Source organism: Mesorhizobium sp. WSM3864, from assembly GCF_002294955.1.
Classification (GTDB): domain Bacteria; phylum Pseudomonadota; class Alphaproteobacteria; order Rhizobiales; family Rhizobiaceae; genus Mesorhizobium.
This window is the reverse complement of the sequence record NZ_NSGD01000006.1, coordinates 72,197-88,112: the sequence shown is the minus strand read 5'-3', so window position 1 is coordinate 88,112 and position 15,916 is coordinate 72,197. Positions and strand designations below refer to the sequence as shown.

At 63.2% G+C, this 15,916-nt stretch carries 14 protein-coding genes; 2 read left to right on the top strand and 12 right to left on the bottom strand.

Going from position 1 to position 15,916, the window contains the following annotated elements; all coding sequences use genetic code 11:
• Position 1: 1 nt before the first annotated feature.
• Genes CK215_RS15135 through CK215_RS15125 form a run of 3 tightly spaced genes read right to left on the bottom strand, consistent with a single transcriptional unit; the run spans position 2 to position 2,406 of the window.
• On the bottom strand, positions 2 to 715 hold the full coding sequence (locus CK215_RS15135; RefSeq protein ID WP_095779996.1) for an ABC transporter permease subunit: 714 nt from the start codon (positions 713 to 715) through the stop codon (positions 2 to 4).
• Between the two features lie 54 nt (positions 716 to 769).
• Positions 770 to 1,588 (bottom strand): transporter substrate-binding domain-containing protein, encoded by an 819-nt coding sequence (locus tag CK215_RS15130; protein ID WP_095783155.1) that lies wholly within the window; start codon positions 1,586 to 1,588, stop codon positions 770 to 772.
• A gap of 41 nt (positions 1,589 to 1,629) precedes the next feature.
• Positions 1,630 to 2,406 carry an amino acid ABC transporter ATP-binding protein gene (locus CK215_RS15125; RefSeq protein ID WP_067330146.1) on the bottom strand — a complete coding sequence of 259 codons (777 nt, stop codon included), beginning with the start codon at positions 2,404 to 2,406 and terminating at the stop codon, positions 1,630 to 1,632.
• 671 nt (positions 2,407 to 3,077) lie between these two features.
• Here CK215_RS15125 and CK215_RS15115 point away from each other — a divergent pair.
• Entirely contained in the window at positions 3,078 to 4,157 is a 1,080-nt protein-coding gene (locus tag CK215_RS15115) for a mechanosensitive ion channel family protein (protein WP_095831390.1), read from the top strand.
• A gap of 51 nt (positions 4,158 to 4,208) precedes the next feature.
• Here CK215_RS15115 and CK215_RS15110 read toward each other — a convergent pair whose 3' ends face one another.
• On the bottom strand, positions 4,209 to 5,981 hold the full coding sequence (locus tag CK215_RS15110; RefSeq protein WP_095831389.1) for an SLC13 family permease: 1,773 nt from the start codon (positions 5,979 to 5,981) through the stop codon (positions 4,209 to 4,211).
• Positions 5,982 to 6,137: 156 nt separating this feature from the next.
• Positions 6,138 to 6,866: a class I SAM-dependent methyltransferase gene (locus CK215_RS15105; protein WP_245418689.1), complete on the bottom strand. Its 729-nt coding sequence runs from the start codon at positions 6,864 to 6,866 to the stop codon at positions 6,138 to 6,140.
• Between the two features lie 19 nt (positions 6,867 to 6,885).
• Between CK215_RS15105 and CK215_RS31780 the strand changes: the two genes are divergently transcribed.
• On the top strand, positions 6,886 to 7,236 hold the full coding sequence (locus CK215_RS31780; RefSeq protein ID WP_170950317.1) for an Hpt domain-containing protein: 351 nt from the start codon (positions 6,886 to 6,888) through the stop codon (positions 7,234 to 7,236).
• A gap of 15 nt (positions 7,237 to 7,251) precedes the next feature.
• Here CK215_RS31780 and CK215_RS15095 read toward each other — a convergent pair whose 3' ends face one another.
• The 7 genes from CK215_RS15095 to CK215_RS15065 all read right to left on the bottom strand — a co-directional run bounded on the left by CK215_RS15095 (position 7,252) and on the right by CK215_RS15065 (position 15,904).
• On the bottom strand, positions 7,252 to 8,679 hold the full coding sequence (locus CK215_RS15095; RefSeq protein ID WP_170950310.1) for a glycosyltransferase family 2 protein: 1,428 nt from the start codon (positions 8,677 to 8,679) through the stop codon (positions 7,252 to 7,254).
• Positions 8,676 to 9,713: a HEAT repeat domain-containing protein gene (locus CK215_RS15090; RefSeq protein WP_095831387.1), complete on the bottom strand. Its 1,038-nt coding sequence runs from the start codon at positions 9,711 to 9,713 to the stop codon at positions 8,676 to 8,678. Before CK215_RS15090 ends, CK215_RS15095 begins: the two co-directional genes overlap by 4 nt.
• A gap of 2 nt (positions 9,714 to 9,715) precedes the next feature.
• Positions 9,716 to 11,464, bottom strand: a complete 1,749-nt coding sequence (locus CK215_RS15085; RefSeq protein ID WP_095831386.1) for a YaiO family outer membrane beta-barrel protein — start codon at positions 11,462 to 11,464, stop codon at positions 9,716 to 9,718.
• Positions 11,464 to 11,856, bottom strand: coding sequence for a response regulator (locus CK215_RS15080; protein WP_067000929.1), 393 nt, complete (start codon positions 11,854 to 11,856; stop codon positions 11,464 to 11,466). The genes CK215_RS15085 and CK215_RS15080 overlap by 1 nt, the downstream gene beginning before the upstream one ends.
• A 183-nt stretch (positions 11,857 to 12,039) precedes the next feature.
• The gene (locus CK215_RS15075) at positions 12,040 to 12,426 is read right to left on the bottom strand and encodes a response regulator (protein WP_095831504.1); all 387 of its coding nucleotides are present in this window, start codon (positions 12,424 to 12,426) and stop codon (positions 12,040 to 12,042) included.
• A 5-nt stretch (positions 12,427 to 12,431) separates the two neighbouring features.
• A complete protein-coding gene (locus tag CK215_RS15070) occupies positions 12,432 to 14,873 on the bottom strand; it encodes an ATP-binding protein (protein WP_095831385.1) in 2,442 nt (813 codons plus the stop codon).
• Between the two features lie 173 nt (positions 14,874 to 15,046).
• Positions 15,047 to 15,904 (bottom strand): alpha/beta hydrolase, encoded by an 858-nt coding sequence (locus tag CK215_RS15065; RefSeq protein WP_170950309.1) that lies wholly within the window; start codon positions 15,902 to 15,904, stop codon positions 15,047 to 15,049.
• Positions 15,905 to 15,916: the final 12 nt, after the last annotated feature.

Sequence of the window (15,916 nt, the reverse complement as noted above, 5' to 3'; positions counted from 1 at the left end):
TCTAACCTCCGCTGAAGCCGCGATTGATATGGCGCTCAGCCAGGCCGAACAGGGTCTGGCTGACTGCTGTCATGGCGAAGAACAGCGAGGCAGCGATGCAGTAAAAGAGAAGTGGCGAGCGCGTGATGCCCGCCGCGATAGCCGCCATACGCATGAGTTCCTGCATGCCGACGATGGAAACGAGTGAAGTATCCTTGATCGTCATCTGCCAGACATTGTTGATCCCGCCGAGAGCAAGTCTCAACGCGAGCGGCAACGTGATTCTGAAAAAGGCGACCGATCGAGGCAACGCCAAAGATTTCGCGGCTTCAAGAAGACCGTTGGGAACGGCTTCCAAAGCGCCTCGCATCACCTCGATCGAATAGGCGCAGGAAATGGTCGCGATGGCGAGGATGCCGATAATGGACGGGTAGGCACTTTCAGCCGTGTCTCGGTAGCCGAAGGCAACGGCTATCTTCTGCACCCAGTCGACAGAGCCAAAGAACAGGAGATAGATCACAAGAAGACCCGGCACGCCGCGGACGACGATGCTGTAGACATCGATCATCTGGGACAGCACCGGGACCCGCTGCCAGCGCGCTATGGCAAACGGGACGGCTGCGATCAACCCGATCATCATGCCGACCAGCCCGATGCAGATCGTCACGAAGGCGCCGCGCAGCAAAGCGAGTCCCCAGCCCTGCTCCACAACCAGCAACCAGATAGTTTCAAACATGGATGACACCCGTCGGGCCGCCGCGGGCTGCGACGGCCAGTTGTTGCGAGAGGATCACTTCTTGCACGGAATGGTGTAGTCGTCCTTGAACCACTTGAGGGAAGACTCCTTGATCTTACCTCCATCGATCATGTTGCAGAGCGCGGCATCTACCTTAGCCTTGAGTTCGGCATTCCCCTTGCGCATGCCGACACCCATGCCGTGGCCGAGGGTTTGAGGATCGCTCATCGCCGTAATCTTCACATCGATCTTCGTGAAGTTGGCGCCGTCCGGTGTAGCGAGGAAATCCATCCAGGTCGGGGAGTCGCCGAAAGCGGCATCCAGGCGGCCAGCCGCAAGATCAGCGGTCTGCTGAGTGGTGGCATCATAAGTCTTGAGATCGGCGCTGGTCGCCCGCTTGCCGATGAATTTGGCATAGGTCGTGCCTGTCACGACGCCGACACTCTTTCCCGCGAGCGCCTTTTCGATCTCCTCGAGACTCTTGAGCCCGGCAAGAGCGGAATCTTTGGGGACCACGAAATAGAGCGGCGTGGTGGCGTACGGGATGGAGTAGTCGATCTTCTTCTGGCGCTCGGCAGTGATGCCAAGGCCGGAAATGATCACGTCGAAGCGGTCGCTATCCATGGAGGGAACCAGCGAACTGAAAGCCTGCACCACGAATTTGCACTTCATCTTGAGTTCGGCGCAGATACCGTTGGCAACGTCGGCGTCGAAGCCGGTGACGTTTCCGTTGGCGTCGGCCATGCTGAACAGCGGCGCGTCCCCTTCCGTGCCGACGCGTAGGACGCCTTCCTCGGCGCGCGCGGCACCGGCTGCGGCGGCGAGCATGAAACCGGATACGAAAATCGAACGAAACGTTTGAACTGAAAGCATGAGTGTTACCCCTTTTCTTGTTCTGCTGAAGAAAACCGCGATCACGCGGCGGCTGGCATGACGCTGGAGAGAAACCGTTTCACCGCCTCCGAGGCAGGGTTGCGAAACAACTCTTCCGGCGCATCGTCCTGCTCAAGGATACCTTTGCGCAGGAATATCATTCGGCTCGACACGTCGCGCGCAAACCGCATTTCATGGGTGACGAGAAGGATGGTCGCCCCCTCTTCGGCCAGCGTGCGGATCACCTTCAGCACCTCGCCCACGAGTTCCGGATCGAGCGCGGATGTGGGCTCGTCAAAAAGCATGATCTTTGGTCGCATCGCCAGCACCCGTGCGATCGCCACGCGCTGTTGTTGACCGCCTGAAAGCTGACTGGGATAGCGGTCGCGGAATTCGGCCATCCCCACCTTGGAAAGCGCCGAAAGCGCCATATCCTCGGCCTCCCGCCTTCCTTTCCCGAGCACGTAGACGAGCGCCTCTGTCACGTTGCCGATCACGGTCCGGTGCGGCCAGAGATTGAAGTTCTGGAACACCATGCCAGTCCGCTGGCGAAAGAGCCGGATCTTCGCGCGGTTGGTGATTTCGCTCTTGCCCGGTCGATTGGTGGTGATGGAGATTGCGTCGCCCATCACCTCGATCCTCCCTGAGGTCGGCGTCTCCAGAAAATTTATGCAGCGCAACAACGTGCTCTTTCCCGAGCCAGACGCGCCGATAAGGGATATGACCTCCCCTTCCGCCATCTGGAAAGTGACGTCGTTAAGGATCCTGACCGCGCCGAAATTCTTACTGAGTTCATGGACCTTTAGAACCGGGGCCATGTCATGGCGTCTTCGGTTCCATTCAGATCGCACCTTCTCAACATGGGGCTGGCCCCGGCTGTCCATCGTCTGCGCGAGTTCGTTAAGTGTTAGGCGACTGTGACCATCGCTCCCACTTTCGTCGGTGACGGCGCCGTCTATGGCGCTCCTCCTCGAAACGGTTCGATATCCCTTGCTGTCAGTCACGTTCATCGGCTCGCTGCCTCTAGCAACTATTTGAAACCAATCTCGGGATTCTTTGGACCAATATGACATTGGTATCGCAACCGGTGTCAAGATAGATCAAATTGGTTGCGAGAAAAATCTGCAGGAACAGCTTACATTTGGCGCGTCGGATCCAATTCGCGGAATAAAGACCATCGCAGATAAGCCGCCCCTCGCCCGGCCTCAGGCGAACATAGACTCGCCTATCGCTTCCTAAACAGAATGGCCGGGCCCGCTCCGCCGGGCCGCCCACGCGTCGCCGTCGGCGCCAAGCTCGCGCCAGCGGCAACAAGGGACGGCGGCGGCCAGGTGACGGGTCTTAAGGCGGCCGAGGACACTCAGATCCGGTTCGAGCACGTCGAGCATGGCGACGCGGTCTCACGCGCCGCGAGCGCCTCATCCCAATGCCACTGTCGCGGAACGATTAGGCGCTGCTCGATGTTGATGCGACATCGGATGGCGAATCGATGGAACGGCGCGACAAGGAACAGGAGAACCTTTCCCGGCTCGAACGGGCCGCACAGCAGACTGCTGATCCGAAAACGATCCAGCAGCAGGCGAAAAAGCCCGAGGAAAAATTCCGCTTCAGCTTTCGAAAAGAAGACCTCTGGTGGACGGCCGGCTTCGCGGCCGCTGCCTTGCTGCTCTTTGCCGTCCAGCTTCTCATCAATTGGCGCATGGAATGGCTTGACGCGCCTTTGCGCGTCCGCGTGCTGAACTATGTCTGGGGCGGCGTTCTCATTTTCGTCATGCTGACCGTGGCGAATATCATCGAAGTCTTTCTCATCGGCCGAATTCCCAATCGCGTTTCGCGGTTCAACCTGAAACGAATTTTTCGATTGGTCGTCGTGGTCGCCGTCGTCTTCGTGGCCATCTCGGTTCTGTTCGTGAACTGGTACGCCGCCGTCGTTTCGCTCGGCCTGATTTCACTGACTCTCGGCTTCGCGCTGCAGATGCCGATCTCCAGTTTCATCGCCTGGATCTATATACTGGCCCGGGCGCCCTATCGCGTCGGCGACCGGATCCGCATCGGCGATGCCCATGGCGACGTCATCGACGTCAGCTATCTCGACACGACGTTATGGGAATTCGGCGGCGAGCATCTTTGGACCGATCATCCGAGCGGACGCGTCATCAAGTTCCCGAACTCCACCGTGTTCGACACGCCGGTCTTCAACTATTCCTGGCCGCTGTTTCCCTATGTCTGGAACGAAATCAAGTTCCAGCTCGCCTACGACAGCGACCTGGAATTCGTGGCGAAAACCATGCGAGAGGTCGTGGACGAGCAGATCGGCGACATCATGAGCCAGAAGGTGAAGGTCTATAAGGACATCCTGTCGAAAACGCCGGTGGACGAGCTGCAAGTGAAGGAGCATCCGGTGGTGCATTTTCGCGTCAGCGAAAATACCTGGCTCGAAGCCATCGTGCGCTACCTGGTGCCGCCGAAGGAAGCGGGACGCACCAAGACACGCTTGATCAAGGAAATGCTGGCGCGAATGAATGCAGAACCCGATCGCGTGCTGTTTCCAAAGAGCAATTTGCGGTGAACTTCCCGGCAGCCTGCTAGAGCGAGATCGTTCGCATCCCTTCGTGGCCTGTCAGTTCATTGGCCAGACGATCGCCAGCATCGGCACGGCAACAATGACGACAAGGAACGACAGCGGCAGCCCCAGCCGCGGATAGTCGCTGAAACGATAGCCTCCCGGGCCCATGACAAGGGTGTTGCATTGGTGCCCGATCGGCGTGAGGAAGTCGCAGCCGGCGCCAATGGCGACAGCCATCAGAAAGGCTTCCGGCCTGTAGCCCAGATCGGCGGCGAATTCCGAAGCGACGGGCGCCATGACAAGCACGGTGGCGGCATTGTTGAGGAATGGCGTCACGGCCATGGCGGCAACGAGGATGAGCGTCAGTGCGCCGGGCGCCGGAAGAATGGTCCCGAACCTGGCAAGCTCCGCGGCGACCAGTGCGGTTGCCCCCGTGGTGCGCAGCGAATCGCTCACCGGGATGAGAACGGCGAGCATCACGAGGATTGGGCCATCCAGCGATTGGTAGACGTCGCGGAGCGGGATGACCTTGAAAAGCACTATCCCGACCGCGGCCGCAAAGAAAGCGACGGGAACAGGGAGCAGACCCACGGCAGTCGTGAGCATGGCAAGGGCGAGGATTACCACGGGCACGATACCCTTGCGCACGCTGCCAAGAAGGATGGGCCTTTCCGCCAGCGGCAGGCAGCCTAGTCCGCGCAGTGTCTCGGGCATTGTGGTTGCATTGCCCTGCAACACGACGACGTCGCCGAGCCTTAGCTCGACCTTGGCGAGCCTGCGGTCGAGGCGCTGGCCGCGACGGCTGACAGCCAGGAGGTTGACGTTGAAGCGATCGTAGAGGGCAAGTCGCTTGGCGGTCCAGCCGATCAAGGGCGAGCTTTCGCCAATGACGGCCTCGATCGCGACCATCTCGCTGGTGGTGACCTCTTCATTCACCCGATCGCCCGTGACGCTGAGCTTGCCTTGCGAGACAAGGCGATCCAGCGCCGCCGGGTCGCCTTCGAGCAACAGGATGTCGTTCACCTTAAGGACAGCATCGGGCAGCGGCGTCATCCGCATCGTGCGATTGCGCAGGATCGACGTCACGACGGCGTCGCCGCCGGCAAGCTTCATGACGTCGGCGACGGTTTTCCCGAGCACGGTGGAATCGCCGACAACGCGCGCCTCGGTGAGGTAATCCTTGATGTCGAGGGCTTCATTCAGCGCCCCGCCGAGCTTTTCGCGCACCGGCAACAGCCAATAGAAAGACAGCAGAAAGATCATTCCGGCGGCGGCGACGGCCGCTCCAACAGGCGCGAAGTCGAACATTGTGAACGCCGTTCCGGTCAACTGCTCTCGCACCCGGGAGACAACGATGTTCGGGGAAGTGCCCACCTGCGTCATGAGACCGCCGAGCAACGATCCGAACGCCATGGGCATCAGAAATATCGATGGCGAGGTGCCGGACCGGCGGGCGAACTGAAAGGCGATCGGGATCATGATCGCCAGCGCGCCTATATTCTTGACGAAGGCAGACAGGCACGTCACCACGATCACCAGGAGCGCCAGTTGCGAGCGAACTCCCGACAATTTGGGAGCAAAGCGCGCGATGGCGAGTTCCATGATGCCCGATCGGGCTATGCCTGCGCTCACCAGCAGAGCGCTGCCGACAATGATCACGATATCGTCGCTAAACCCGCTGAAGGCTTTGTCAAAGGGCACAATCCCAACGGCGAGGGCGAGCAACAGTGCCGCGGCAGCGACGAGATCATAGCGATAGCGACCCCATACGAACGCTGCCATCATCACGAAGGTGACGGCGAACGATAGGATTTGCGGCATGGTCATGTCTTCGGCTGCTCCGCAAGCGGCTGATCAGAACGCCCAGACTGCTCCTTTGTTGCTTTGGCCCGACGGTCTTGGGCTGCTGGCGGAGCTGAAGGCCATCGCGCATGAGCGCGGCCCCCTCGCCCGGCCCTGCCCTCGCGCGCGGGCGAAATTGCCCTATCGCTTGCTGAAGAAGCCGGACAGAATGTTCGGGCCGGCTTCGCCGGGCCGCAGCCTGATGCCGTCCTCGAACCAGTTCAGCGTCACGCAGTCGAAGCCGCTGTGGGCGAGCAGTGTGACCAGCGAGTCGCGGTCGAAGTGGTGCAAATGCTCGTTGGGGAGACGCATACGCCAGCTTCGGAACCAGGCGTCGCCGTCGGCGCCGAGCTCGCGCCAGCGGCAGTACGGGACGGCGACGGCCAGGTGCCGGGTCTGCAGGCGGTCGAGGAAACCCAGATCCGGGATGTGTTCGAGCACGTCGAACATGGCGACCAGATCCCAGGAACTGGCCAGCGCCTCGTCCCAACCGACAAAGCGGACCCCCGCGGGGAGCGGGAACTCGGCGATATCGTAGCCGGCGCAATCGGCGACCCCGGTTATCTTCGCGGCTTCGATGAACGTGCCGGTGCCGTATCCAATTTCCAGCACCGAGCGGGGGATCGCGCCGGTCAACCCCAGCACCCAGCCAAGCCGCTGATATCCGAGCTTGATCGTCCGGTCGCTCAGGTCCTCGTAATAGGAAATATATTGCTTGTCGTATTTGATCGGCGTGAAGTCGATCTGGTGGATCACGCCAAATCGGTCCACCTCGTAATTGTCCAACATCGGCGTGCTGCCCTCCGGATCCCCTTCCTTATACGGCGGCGCTAAACGCAGCGTAACCGGCGGGGCCGGTGACGCAGCCAAGCAAGGCGACAGATGAGCGATAAGTAGCCCCATTCGCCATTCCGCTTCGCCCCGCTTTCTGTTTCAATATCTCCTCATTCTCGGGAGAATCTCCATCTCAACCGATCCCTTCGCCCCCCTGCGCCAACGTTTCCTCACCCGCTGCGCCGGTCAGCTCGCGGAGCTGCAGGCGGCGCGCGAGACGCTGCCCGGCTCCGACCTGACCAAGCTTGCCCATTCGCTCGCCGGCGCGGCCGGCACTTTCGGCTTTGCGGAGATCAGCGTGCGCGCGTCAGAGCTGGAGACGCTGCTCATCGAGCAGGCGGATGGCGTCGATGTCCGCGCGGCGCTCGATGCCTTAATCGCGGAGATCGAGCGGACGCTGGCCTGACGCCGCCAGCCCGGCTCACTTCTTCGCGGCGCCGAGGCCGGTCCTGGTCATCTCGCCCCAGCCCTGGTCGCCGCGCAAGAACTGCCAGCAGCCCTTCACGCGCCAGAAATTGTTGAGCTGGCGGTAGCCGAAATTCTCGATCACGGCGGCCGCCGTCAGCACGGCGAGATCCCTGGCGCGCGGAAAGCGCTGCAGCTCGGCCTCCTCCAGGATGAGCGAGCAGACGCTGACGCAGACGCCATAGGTGAAGATCAGCGAGGTGAAGGCCAGGAGATATTCGGCCGACAGGATGCCGAGCAGCCAGAAGGCGGGGATCAGGATATAGCCCAGCACCTCCGCCACCGGCCCCAAAACGTCGACGATGAAGATGTGGCCGAAGCCGAGGAAGCCGACGCGGCCATAACGCGGGTTGAGGAACATGGCGCGGTAGCGGAAGAAGCATTCGAGCGCTCCGCGCTGCCAGCGCGTGCGCTGCCTCGCCAGAACGCTCAGCGTTTCCGGCGCCTCGGTCCAGCACACCGGCTCGGGAATGAACTGAACGCGGTATTTGCGCTTCTTGTCGCGCATGTGGCGGTGCAGCTTGATCACAAGGTCGAGGTCCTCGCCCATCGAGCCCTTGGTGAAGCCGCCCACCGCCACCACTTCGGCACGGCGGAACATGCCGAAGGCGCCGGAAACCAGCATCAGCGTGTTGACGCTGCTCCAGGCAAGCCTGGCCATCAGGAAGGCGCGCAGATATTCGACCACCTGGAAGAGCGGCAGCAGGCGGCGCGGCAGATGCACCTCGCGCACCGTGCCGGCCTCGATCTTCGAGCCGTTGGCGATGCGGATCGTGCCGCCCACCGCGATGGTGCGCTCGGGATCGTCGATGAAGGGCTGGGCGGCGCGCATCAGCGCATCGGGCTCGAGGATGGAATCGCCGTCGATCACACAAAAGAGCGGCGCGCGGCAGACATTGATGCCGGCATTCTGCGCGTCCGCCTTGCCGCCATTCTCCTTGTCGATCACGAACAGCCGCTCGGTCATCGGCGAGGAATAGAGGCCGCGGATCGGCTTGTGCGCCAGCGCGTCCTCGTAGGGACGGTGGAACTTCACCAGCTTGAAGCCCTCGATCAGGCGCTGCAAGGTCTGGTCCTTCGAGCCGTCATTGATGACGATGACCTCGAAATTCGGATATTCGAGCGCCAGCATGGAATGGACGCTCTCCACCACATTCACTTCCTCATTATAGGCCGGCACCAGAAGCGCGATCGGCGGCGCGACCTCGCCGTAGCGCTGCCAGAGCAGCGCCGAGCGCGCCACCGGCGGGCGCTTGGACAGCGCATAGCCGGCGAGGACGAGCTGCAGCAGATAGATTGTCGTCTGCGCCAGCCCCGCCGCGATGATGAACCAGGACAGGATGGTGGCGGAAAGGACGATCTCGTCGCTCCACTCGGCAATCATGCGGCCGGCCCCTCGGCAAGAATGAGCGAGGCGGTGCGCTGGCTGCGCGAGACCTCGCTGTCGGCGATTTGGCGCAGCAGCCGCTCGCCCGGCTGGCCAAAGGAGCGCAGCGCGTTGGCGGCGGCATAGCGCACGTTCCAGACCTCGTCGTCCAGCAGCCTGGACAGCGGCGGGGCAAGTTCGGGAAGGCCAAGGCGTCCCGCGGACTCGGCGGCGGCGGCGCGCACGTCCCAGTCGTCGTTTGCCATCGCGCTCGTCAGGATCGCCGGCGCATCGGCGTGTCCGGTGAGGCCCAGCGCGCGCAGCGCCGCGGCGACAACCTCGGGCGAGGCATCGCCGACCAAGCCGGCGAAGAAGGCGGCAAAGCCGAAACCGCCGGCGCGGGCGAGCGCGTCGATCGCGGCCGCCCTGATGAAGGGCACGGCGTCGACGCGCGATGCATGGATCGCAAGCTCGTTGAAGCGCGTGCGCGGAAAGCGCCTGAACAGTTCGATCAGGCGCCGCGAGCGCTGTCCCGCCACGCCTATCTTGTCCAGCGCCACGCCGAGCAGGGGCAGGCTGCCGAGATCGCAAAGCGCGATGGCGGCGGCGATCCTGACTTCGCGCGAGCGGTCCTGGTCCAGCGCCGAAAGCAGGCTAGCCGTCGCATTCTGCGACCCCAGCGCCGCCAGCATCTCGGCCGCGTGGATGCGTTCGGCCACATTGCCCCGTTCCAGCTGCCTGCCGACGAGGGCCGGTAGGCCGCATTCGTTGAAGGCGACAAGGACATCGTCACGTTCCTCGCCGCGCAGCAGCGAAACGAACTCGAAGCCGGCCTCGATCGCCACGCCCGGCGGCACCGAAAGAATGGCCGTATTCAACGTCTGGCGGTCGCGGTCTTCGGTGAAGGCGATCAGCGCCGTCAGAAGCTGCCGCCGCTGTCCGGCTCTGGCGCTGTCCCGGCGCTCCCGCAGCAAACGGCGCGCGATCAAAAACAGCATGATCACGAGGGAGAGCGCGCTGAGCAGTAGGGAGAGATTCCAGACGTACCACATGGTCAGAACCGCGCGGTCAGCCCGAGCCCGAATATGCTTCGGTCGAATGTAAGGCGTTGTTCATGCGCGATGCTGGCGCGCAGCGTCAGCGGATCGCTGACGTCGACGGAGAAGCCGCCAAAGACGGTGCGGGTCGGCACCAGCGTGCCGTCGGAGATTTCGGGGGCGTCGGCATAGCCGCCGAAGAGATTGACATGCGGCGTCACCGCGAGGTCGGCGCGAAGCACATAGCCGTCCGCGCGCGTGCCGATATCGTCCTTAGCATGCACCCAGCGGGCGGAAAGCCCCAGACGGCCGTCGAGGAGATAGCCCTGCAGCCAGGGCTGGATGCTGGTGACGTCGGCGTCGGCGAAATTGTCGTAGCGGGCGTCGACGTTGAGCGAAAGCGGGCCGAAGACCTTCGCCGGCGCCACGACCTGCCACGAAGCGCCGGCCCCGATCGAATACCGCGCCAGAAAGTCGGCATCCGGCGTCGCAGCGGCCAGCGCATAGGCGGAGAAGGCCGGCGAGAAGGCCTGGTCGACGCGGCCCTCGATCTGGACGTCGGTGTTGCCGAAGCGGGTGGCGAGCCGCGTGCGGCCGGAGATCGTCGTTTGGGGCGATAGCCGATAGGAAAGGCCGGCCGAACTGTCGGTCCAGTCGCCAAGCCCGTCGGTGAGATCGCTCACCTCGCTGCCGAGGTCGAGCCGCCATTTGCGCGGCGGCGGCACGGCCAGCCTTTGCTCGATATCGGCGGAACCCGGCTCGATGGCGAGCGCCTGGCCGTAAGCCTGCCGCGCGGCCTCGTCGTCGCCCTCGGCGCGGCGCACGTCGCCGAGCCCGACCAGCGCCTCGGCATTGCGCGGATCGAGCGCCAGCGCGCGCTGCAAGGATTGCCCGGCCCGCTTGTAGTCGGCCTCGAGCAAGGCGATTCTGGCATCAAGGCTGAGAGCCTCGACATTGTCCGGCGCCGAGGCCAGCACATCGTCGACCAGGGCGCGGGCGCGCGGCGCGTCGCCCTGCCAGATCGCCAGGCGGACCTTGCCCAGCCGCGCGTCGAGAAGGCCGGGCCTGATCGCAAGCGCCCGGTCGAAGAACCGCCCGGCCTCGTCGAAGCGCTGGCTGGAGCCGACAACGAGGCCGAGCGTGACCAGGGTGTCGGTGTTCCTGGGCGACAGCTTGAGCGCGCGGCGATAGGCGGTCTCGGCCTCGGGCAGCTTTCCCGCCGCCCGCAACCGCCTGCCCTGCTCCAACTGGATGGCGACGGGATCAGGCCGCCGGTGGGGCGGCTTCTTCGCCGGCGCCGCGGCAGCCGGAACCGGCTTCGCCTGGCTGGCCTGCTTGGCCTTGCGGATGTTCTCTAGAAGCGCTGCCGCGTCGGCATTGCCGGGCTCTGCCTCAGCGACCTTCTCGGCGAGCGGCAGCGCCGCATCCAGATTGCCGGAGCGGAATTCGACCTGGGCCATGCCGAAGCTCGCATCGCGATAGGCCGGGGCAAGGGCAAGCGCCCTGGAAAAGGCGTCGCGCGCCGCCGGCAGATCGTTGCGGCCGAGCTCGGCGAAGCCAAGCTGCACAAGAGCGTCGGCACTGTCAGCTTTCAACGCCAGCGCGCGCCGGAAAAGATCGGCGGCCTCGTCGAAATGCTGCGCCTGCCTGGCCTTGACGCCGGATGCGTAGAGCTCGTCGACAGTCTGCGCCAGCGCCGCGCCGGGAGCGGCGGCGACCGCCAGGATCAGGCATGCGGCAAAGGCTGAGCGCCGGCCGCGCCGCATCAGCGCTTCCCGCCCTTGCGGGCGATGAGACGCGCCAGCCGGGCCAGTAGCTCCTCGGGAATGAACGGCTTCACCAGATAATCGTCGGCGCCCTTCTCAAGCGCCGAAACGATGTCCTTCTCGGCCTTGCGCGCGGTCAGCATCACCACCGGAGTCTTCGACAGCACCGGGTCGCCCTTGATGCGCGCCAGCACCTCGATGCCGTCGGCCTTGGGCATCATCGCGTCGAGCACGATGATGTCGGGGCCGTCCTGCTCCGCCTTCGCCAGCGCCTCGGCGCCGTCCACCGCTTTGATGACCTCGTATCCCTTCGCCCTCAGCCTGAATTCCATCAGCTCGAGCAACAAGGGATCATCATCGCAGATCAGAACTCTTGCCTTCGCTCCATCCACCACCAGTCCTGCTCCGGTTCCGTCGCCCCCCGGAGTGATGACGCCGCGCGATCTTAGATAAAGCCGATTCGCGGCGGCCGCATTTCGACACAATCACTAGATGAATATTGGGCCATGGTATAGGAGCGGCAAACGCAAAACCGACTTTGCCGACAGGCATCTTTTGCGCGGCTTTCTCGCCGGCTAAACCGGGCCGAGACGGCCCGAAAGCAGCCTTCTCACCTCGCCCGCAAGCGCCAGCGGGTCGAACGGCTTGGCGATCACTCCCACGGCTCCCATGGCGAGATAACGCTCCACCTCATGCGTCTGGGTGCGCGCCGTGATGAACGCCACCGGAATCGCGGCCGTCAGCGGCGAATCGGCCAGGCGCCTCAGTGTTTCCGGCCCGTCCATGTCCGGCATCATCACGTCGAGCAGGATGAGGTCAGGGCGCCAATCGGCGGCATCGGTCAGCGCTGCGATGCCCGAGGCGCTGGACCGCACCTCGAATTCCGGCTCGAGTTCCAGCGACATCTGGGCGATTTCGCGGATGTCGTCCTCGTCATCCACATAGAGGATCCTTGCCGGCATAATCATCACTCATTGGCACTGGAGGCGGATCTGGCGCTATCGAGCGATGAGACCAACATGCTCCTGACCAGCCTGGCGACATCGATCTCCGACGCCTTGGTCTTGGTCATCATCGCCTGCACCCGGTCACCGAGGTTCTGATCCAACTCGGCCGCCGAGAACACGATGACTTGGGTTTCCAGCGGCAGATCGATGAGCAGATCCAGTCCCGATCCGTCGGGAAGCAGTATGTCCAGGATGACCAGGTCGAAGCGATGCTTTGCGACCGCCTTCCGCGCCTCCTGCAGCGTTTTGGCGGAAGCGATCAAGACGCCTGGACCCAAGCCAGCTGACATCACGGCAAGGACGCCCTCGTCGTCCTCGACGTGGAGGATCCTCGGCCTCCGCTCGACCTTGCTGGCGAGGATCTTGGCGAGAGCGGCGTGAAGGCGCGCCGAATCCACCGGCTTCTCCAGCCAGTCGACGATGCCGATGGCGGTTCCGTTCAGCGAGCGCCTGGCTTCGTCGGCGATGGCGGAGATGACGATGACCGAAATCTCGGAATTCACCGGTGAGACCCTGATGTCGTGGAAGAGCTTGATGCCGGATTCTCCGGCCAGCTTGATGTCGAGCGTCAGCGCCACATAGTCGCGGGAGTTCAGGAGCGCTTTTGCGGTACCGATATCGGGGGCGACATCGCTGGAAAAGCCGTCGGCGTCGAGAAGTGCCGCGATCACCGCAGCGATGTCGGGCTCGTCCTCGCAGATGAGGACGCGCAGGCGGCCATCGCGCTTTCGCGACCGGCGCTCGACCAAAACCGGCTTCTCGACACTTCTCTGCGCTTCGGCAAGATCGACGTGAAACGAGGTTCCCTTGCCTTCCTCGCTTTCGAAGGACACGGCGCCGCCGAGCTTCTCGACGATGGTCTTGACGATGCTCAGGCCCAGTCCGGTGCCCCCCTTCTTGCGGGTGCTGGAGGCATCCGCCTGCTCGAACTTGCCGAATATGCGGCTGCGGAACGCTTCCGGGATGCCGGCGCCTTCATCGATAACGGAGATGCGCAGCATGTCGCGCTCGCGACGCTGGAGCTTCACCATGACAGTGCCGCAGGGATCGGAGAACTTGATCGCGTTCGACAGCAAGTTCGCCATCACCTGGTGCAGGCGATCGGGGTCGATATTGGCTTCGGCGCGCGGAGCATCGTCGACCAGGACGATGCGGATCCCGCTCTCGGCCATGTAATTGGAACTGGCGGCGATGGCCTGCTCCAAGACCGCACGCACGGGCATCTGCTTGATCTTGAAGGTGATGACGCCCGACTCGATCTTCTCCATGTCGAGAATGTCGTTGATGAGAAGAACCAGCCTTTCGCTGTTGTTGTGGGCGATGTTGACGAGGTTGGCGGCCTTGGGCGGCAGCTCGCCCGCGACGCCGGCTGCGATCAGGCCAAGCGAGCCGCGGATGGATGTCAGCGGCGTTCGCAATTCGTGGCTGACCGTGGAAATGAAGTCGTTCTTGAGCTGGGCGTTTCGCTTCTGCTCGGTGATGTCGCGATTGTAGGTGATGACGCCGACGATCTTGCCGGCCTCGTCGCGGAACGGCGCTTTCAGCGTGTAAAGCCAGCCCTGCCTGCCGTCAGGCAGGAGCGCGGGCTGATCGATGCGCAACGTCTGCCCAGCCTCCAGCGCGCCCATTTCATCCTGCCTGAAGCGCTCGGCCACGTCCTTGGGATAGAAATCGAAATCCGTCTTGCCGATGAGGTCCTCGACGGAGGCGGCGCGCACCAGTTCGGCGGTGGCTGGATTGGCCGCGATGAAGCGCCCCCGAGCATCCTTCACGTTGAGACTATCCGGCAGCTCGCGAACCATGGCACGGAATATCATGTTGGACATGGCGAGATCGCGTCGCCGCTGCTGCCGGTCGACCAGCACGGCAATGATGAAGGTGCTCAGGAAGCGGAACAGGAGCGACGGCAACGTGCTCTGCTGCACGAAGCCGGTCACGACCTGCGAGGGAATGACCAGAAGCGTGATGAGCCCGGCCAGCGCGACTGATAGGCCGAGGCCGAGTATGTCGAACATGGTGCGCGAACGGACCGCGACGATGTGGTGCCAGGCCAGGCCGACGACGGCGGTGATCAGGATGCTCATGACGCCGACTTCGGCGCCCTGACCGCCCAGATGAAGACGATAGGCGATGGAGCCGGCAGCGGCGATGAACATCGCCGGCCATCCGCCGAAGAACGCGGCCGCGCCGATAAACGCGGCACGCAGGTCGACGATGAAGCCAGAGACGGACAAGGCCGTCGCCATGGAAATGACCGCGCCCGCGCACATGACCACGCCCAAAAGCAGCGACTGTGCCCGCCGCGAGAGACGCCCGGTGAAATCCGCCACAAGGTCCCAGGCGACGATAAGGATGGAGACCAGCGCAAGATTGGCCAGCAGTGAGTGCCAGATCTCGGTCATGATTTTCCGGCTCCGTTTTTTCCGACAAATACCGGCAAAACCTATCCGAGGTCTAAAGAGCGCCGGAGTAGGCTGATTCGGAATGACCGCCGAATACGAGACATGGCGCCAAGATCCCGTCGGACCGACGCGATCATGCCGGGATATGTCGAGGAGCTCGGCGGCGGGTGGCTCTAAGCCAGACTGCGGAAGCTCGACGGTGGCCGCGACACCCAGCCTTCGATCTCGCGGGTGACGAAGGCAGCGGCCTGGTGATGGATGAAATGCCCCGCACCAGGCAGCGCCAGCAGCGATGTGACGTTGTCGACCTCGCGGAACGTACCATCGAAAGCGCTGGCAGGAACATAGGGGTCTTGGGCGCCGAACATCACCAGCGTCGGCGCCTTGACTAATGGCAAATGGCCAATATCCGGCACCCTGCCGAGCGGAATATTGGCCCTGTAGTAGCCCAGCATAGCCTCGGGATCGGAATGTCGGAGCGACGCCGAGAGCGCCTGCCGGTCGCTCTCGTCGGCAACCCATGCGGCAAGCTCGTCAGGCGCCGGCAAGGCGGCCGCACCAACTTCCTGGAAGAGGCGCATATAGGCGAAATATCGGGCGTTGGCCGGATCGACGATGGCACGGAGATAGTTCCGGGGGTGAGGCGTAGCCAGAACAACCAGATGGCGTACAGCCTGCGGAACACGCATGGCCAGCCACCATGCTATGGTTCCACCCCAGTCATGACCGACGATCGAGGCTTGGGAAAGTTGCTCCGCCACGAGCACGGACAGGACGTCCTCCACAAGGTTCGGCAGCAGGGCGTAGTGGGCGTGTCCCCGCGGAGCGTCGCTTCGCCCAAAACCGCGCAAATCCGGCGCCAGCACCCTGAAGTTGCCGCACAGAGCTTCCAGTTGCCTGCGCCAACCGAGACCATGATCGGGAAACCCATGGAGAAAAACGATCGGCGGGCCTGAGCCCGCCGCAACGTAATGTAGCTTTATTTTGCCGTTCGATGCGAACTTCGACTCAAAACCTGTATCCGAAGTCACCTTAGTCAACCG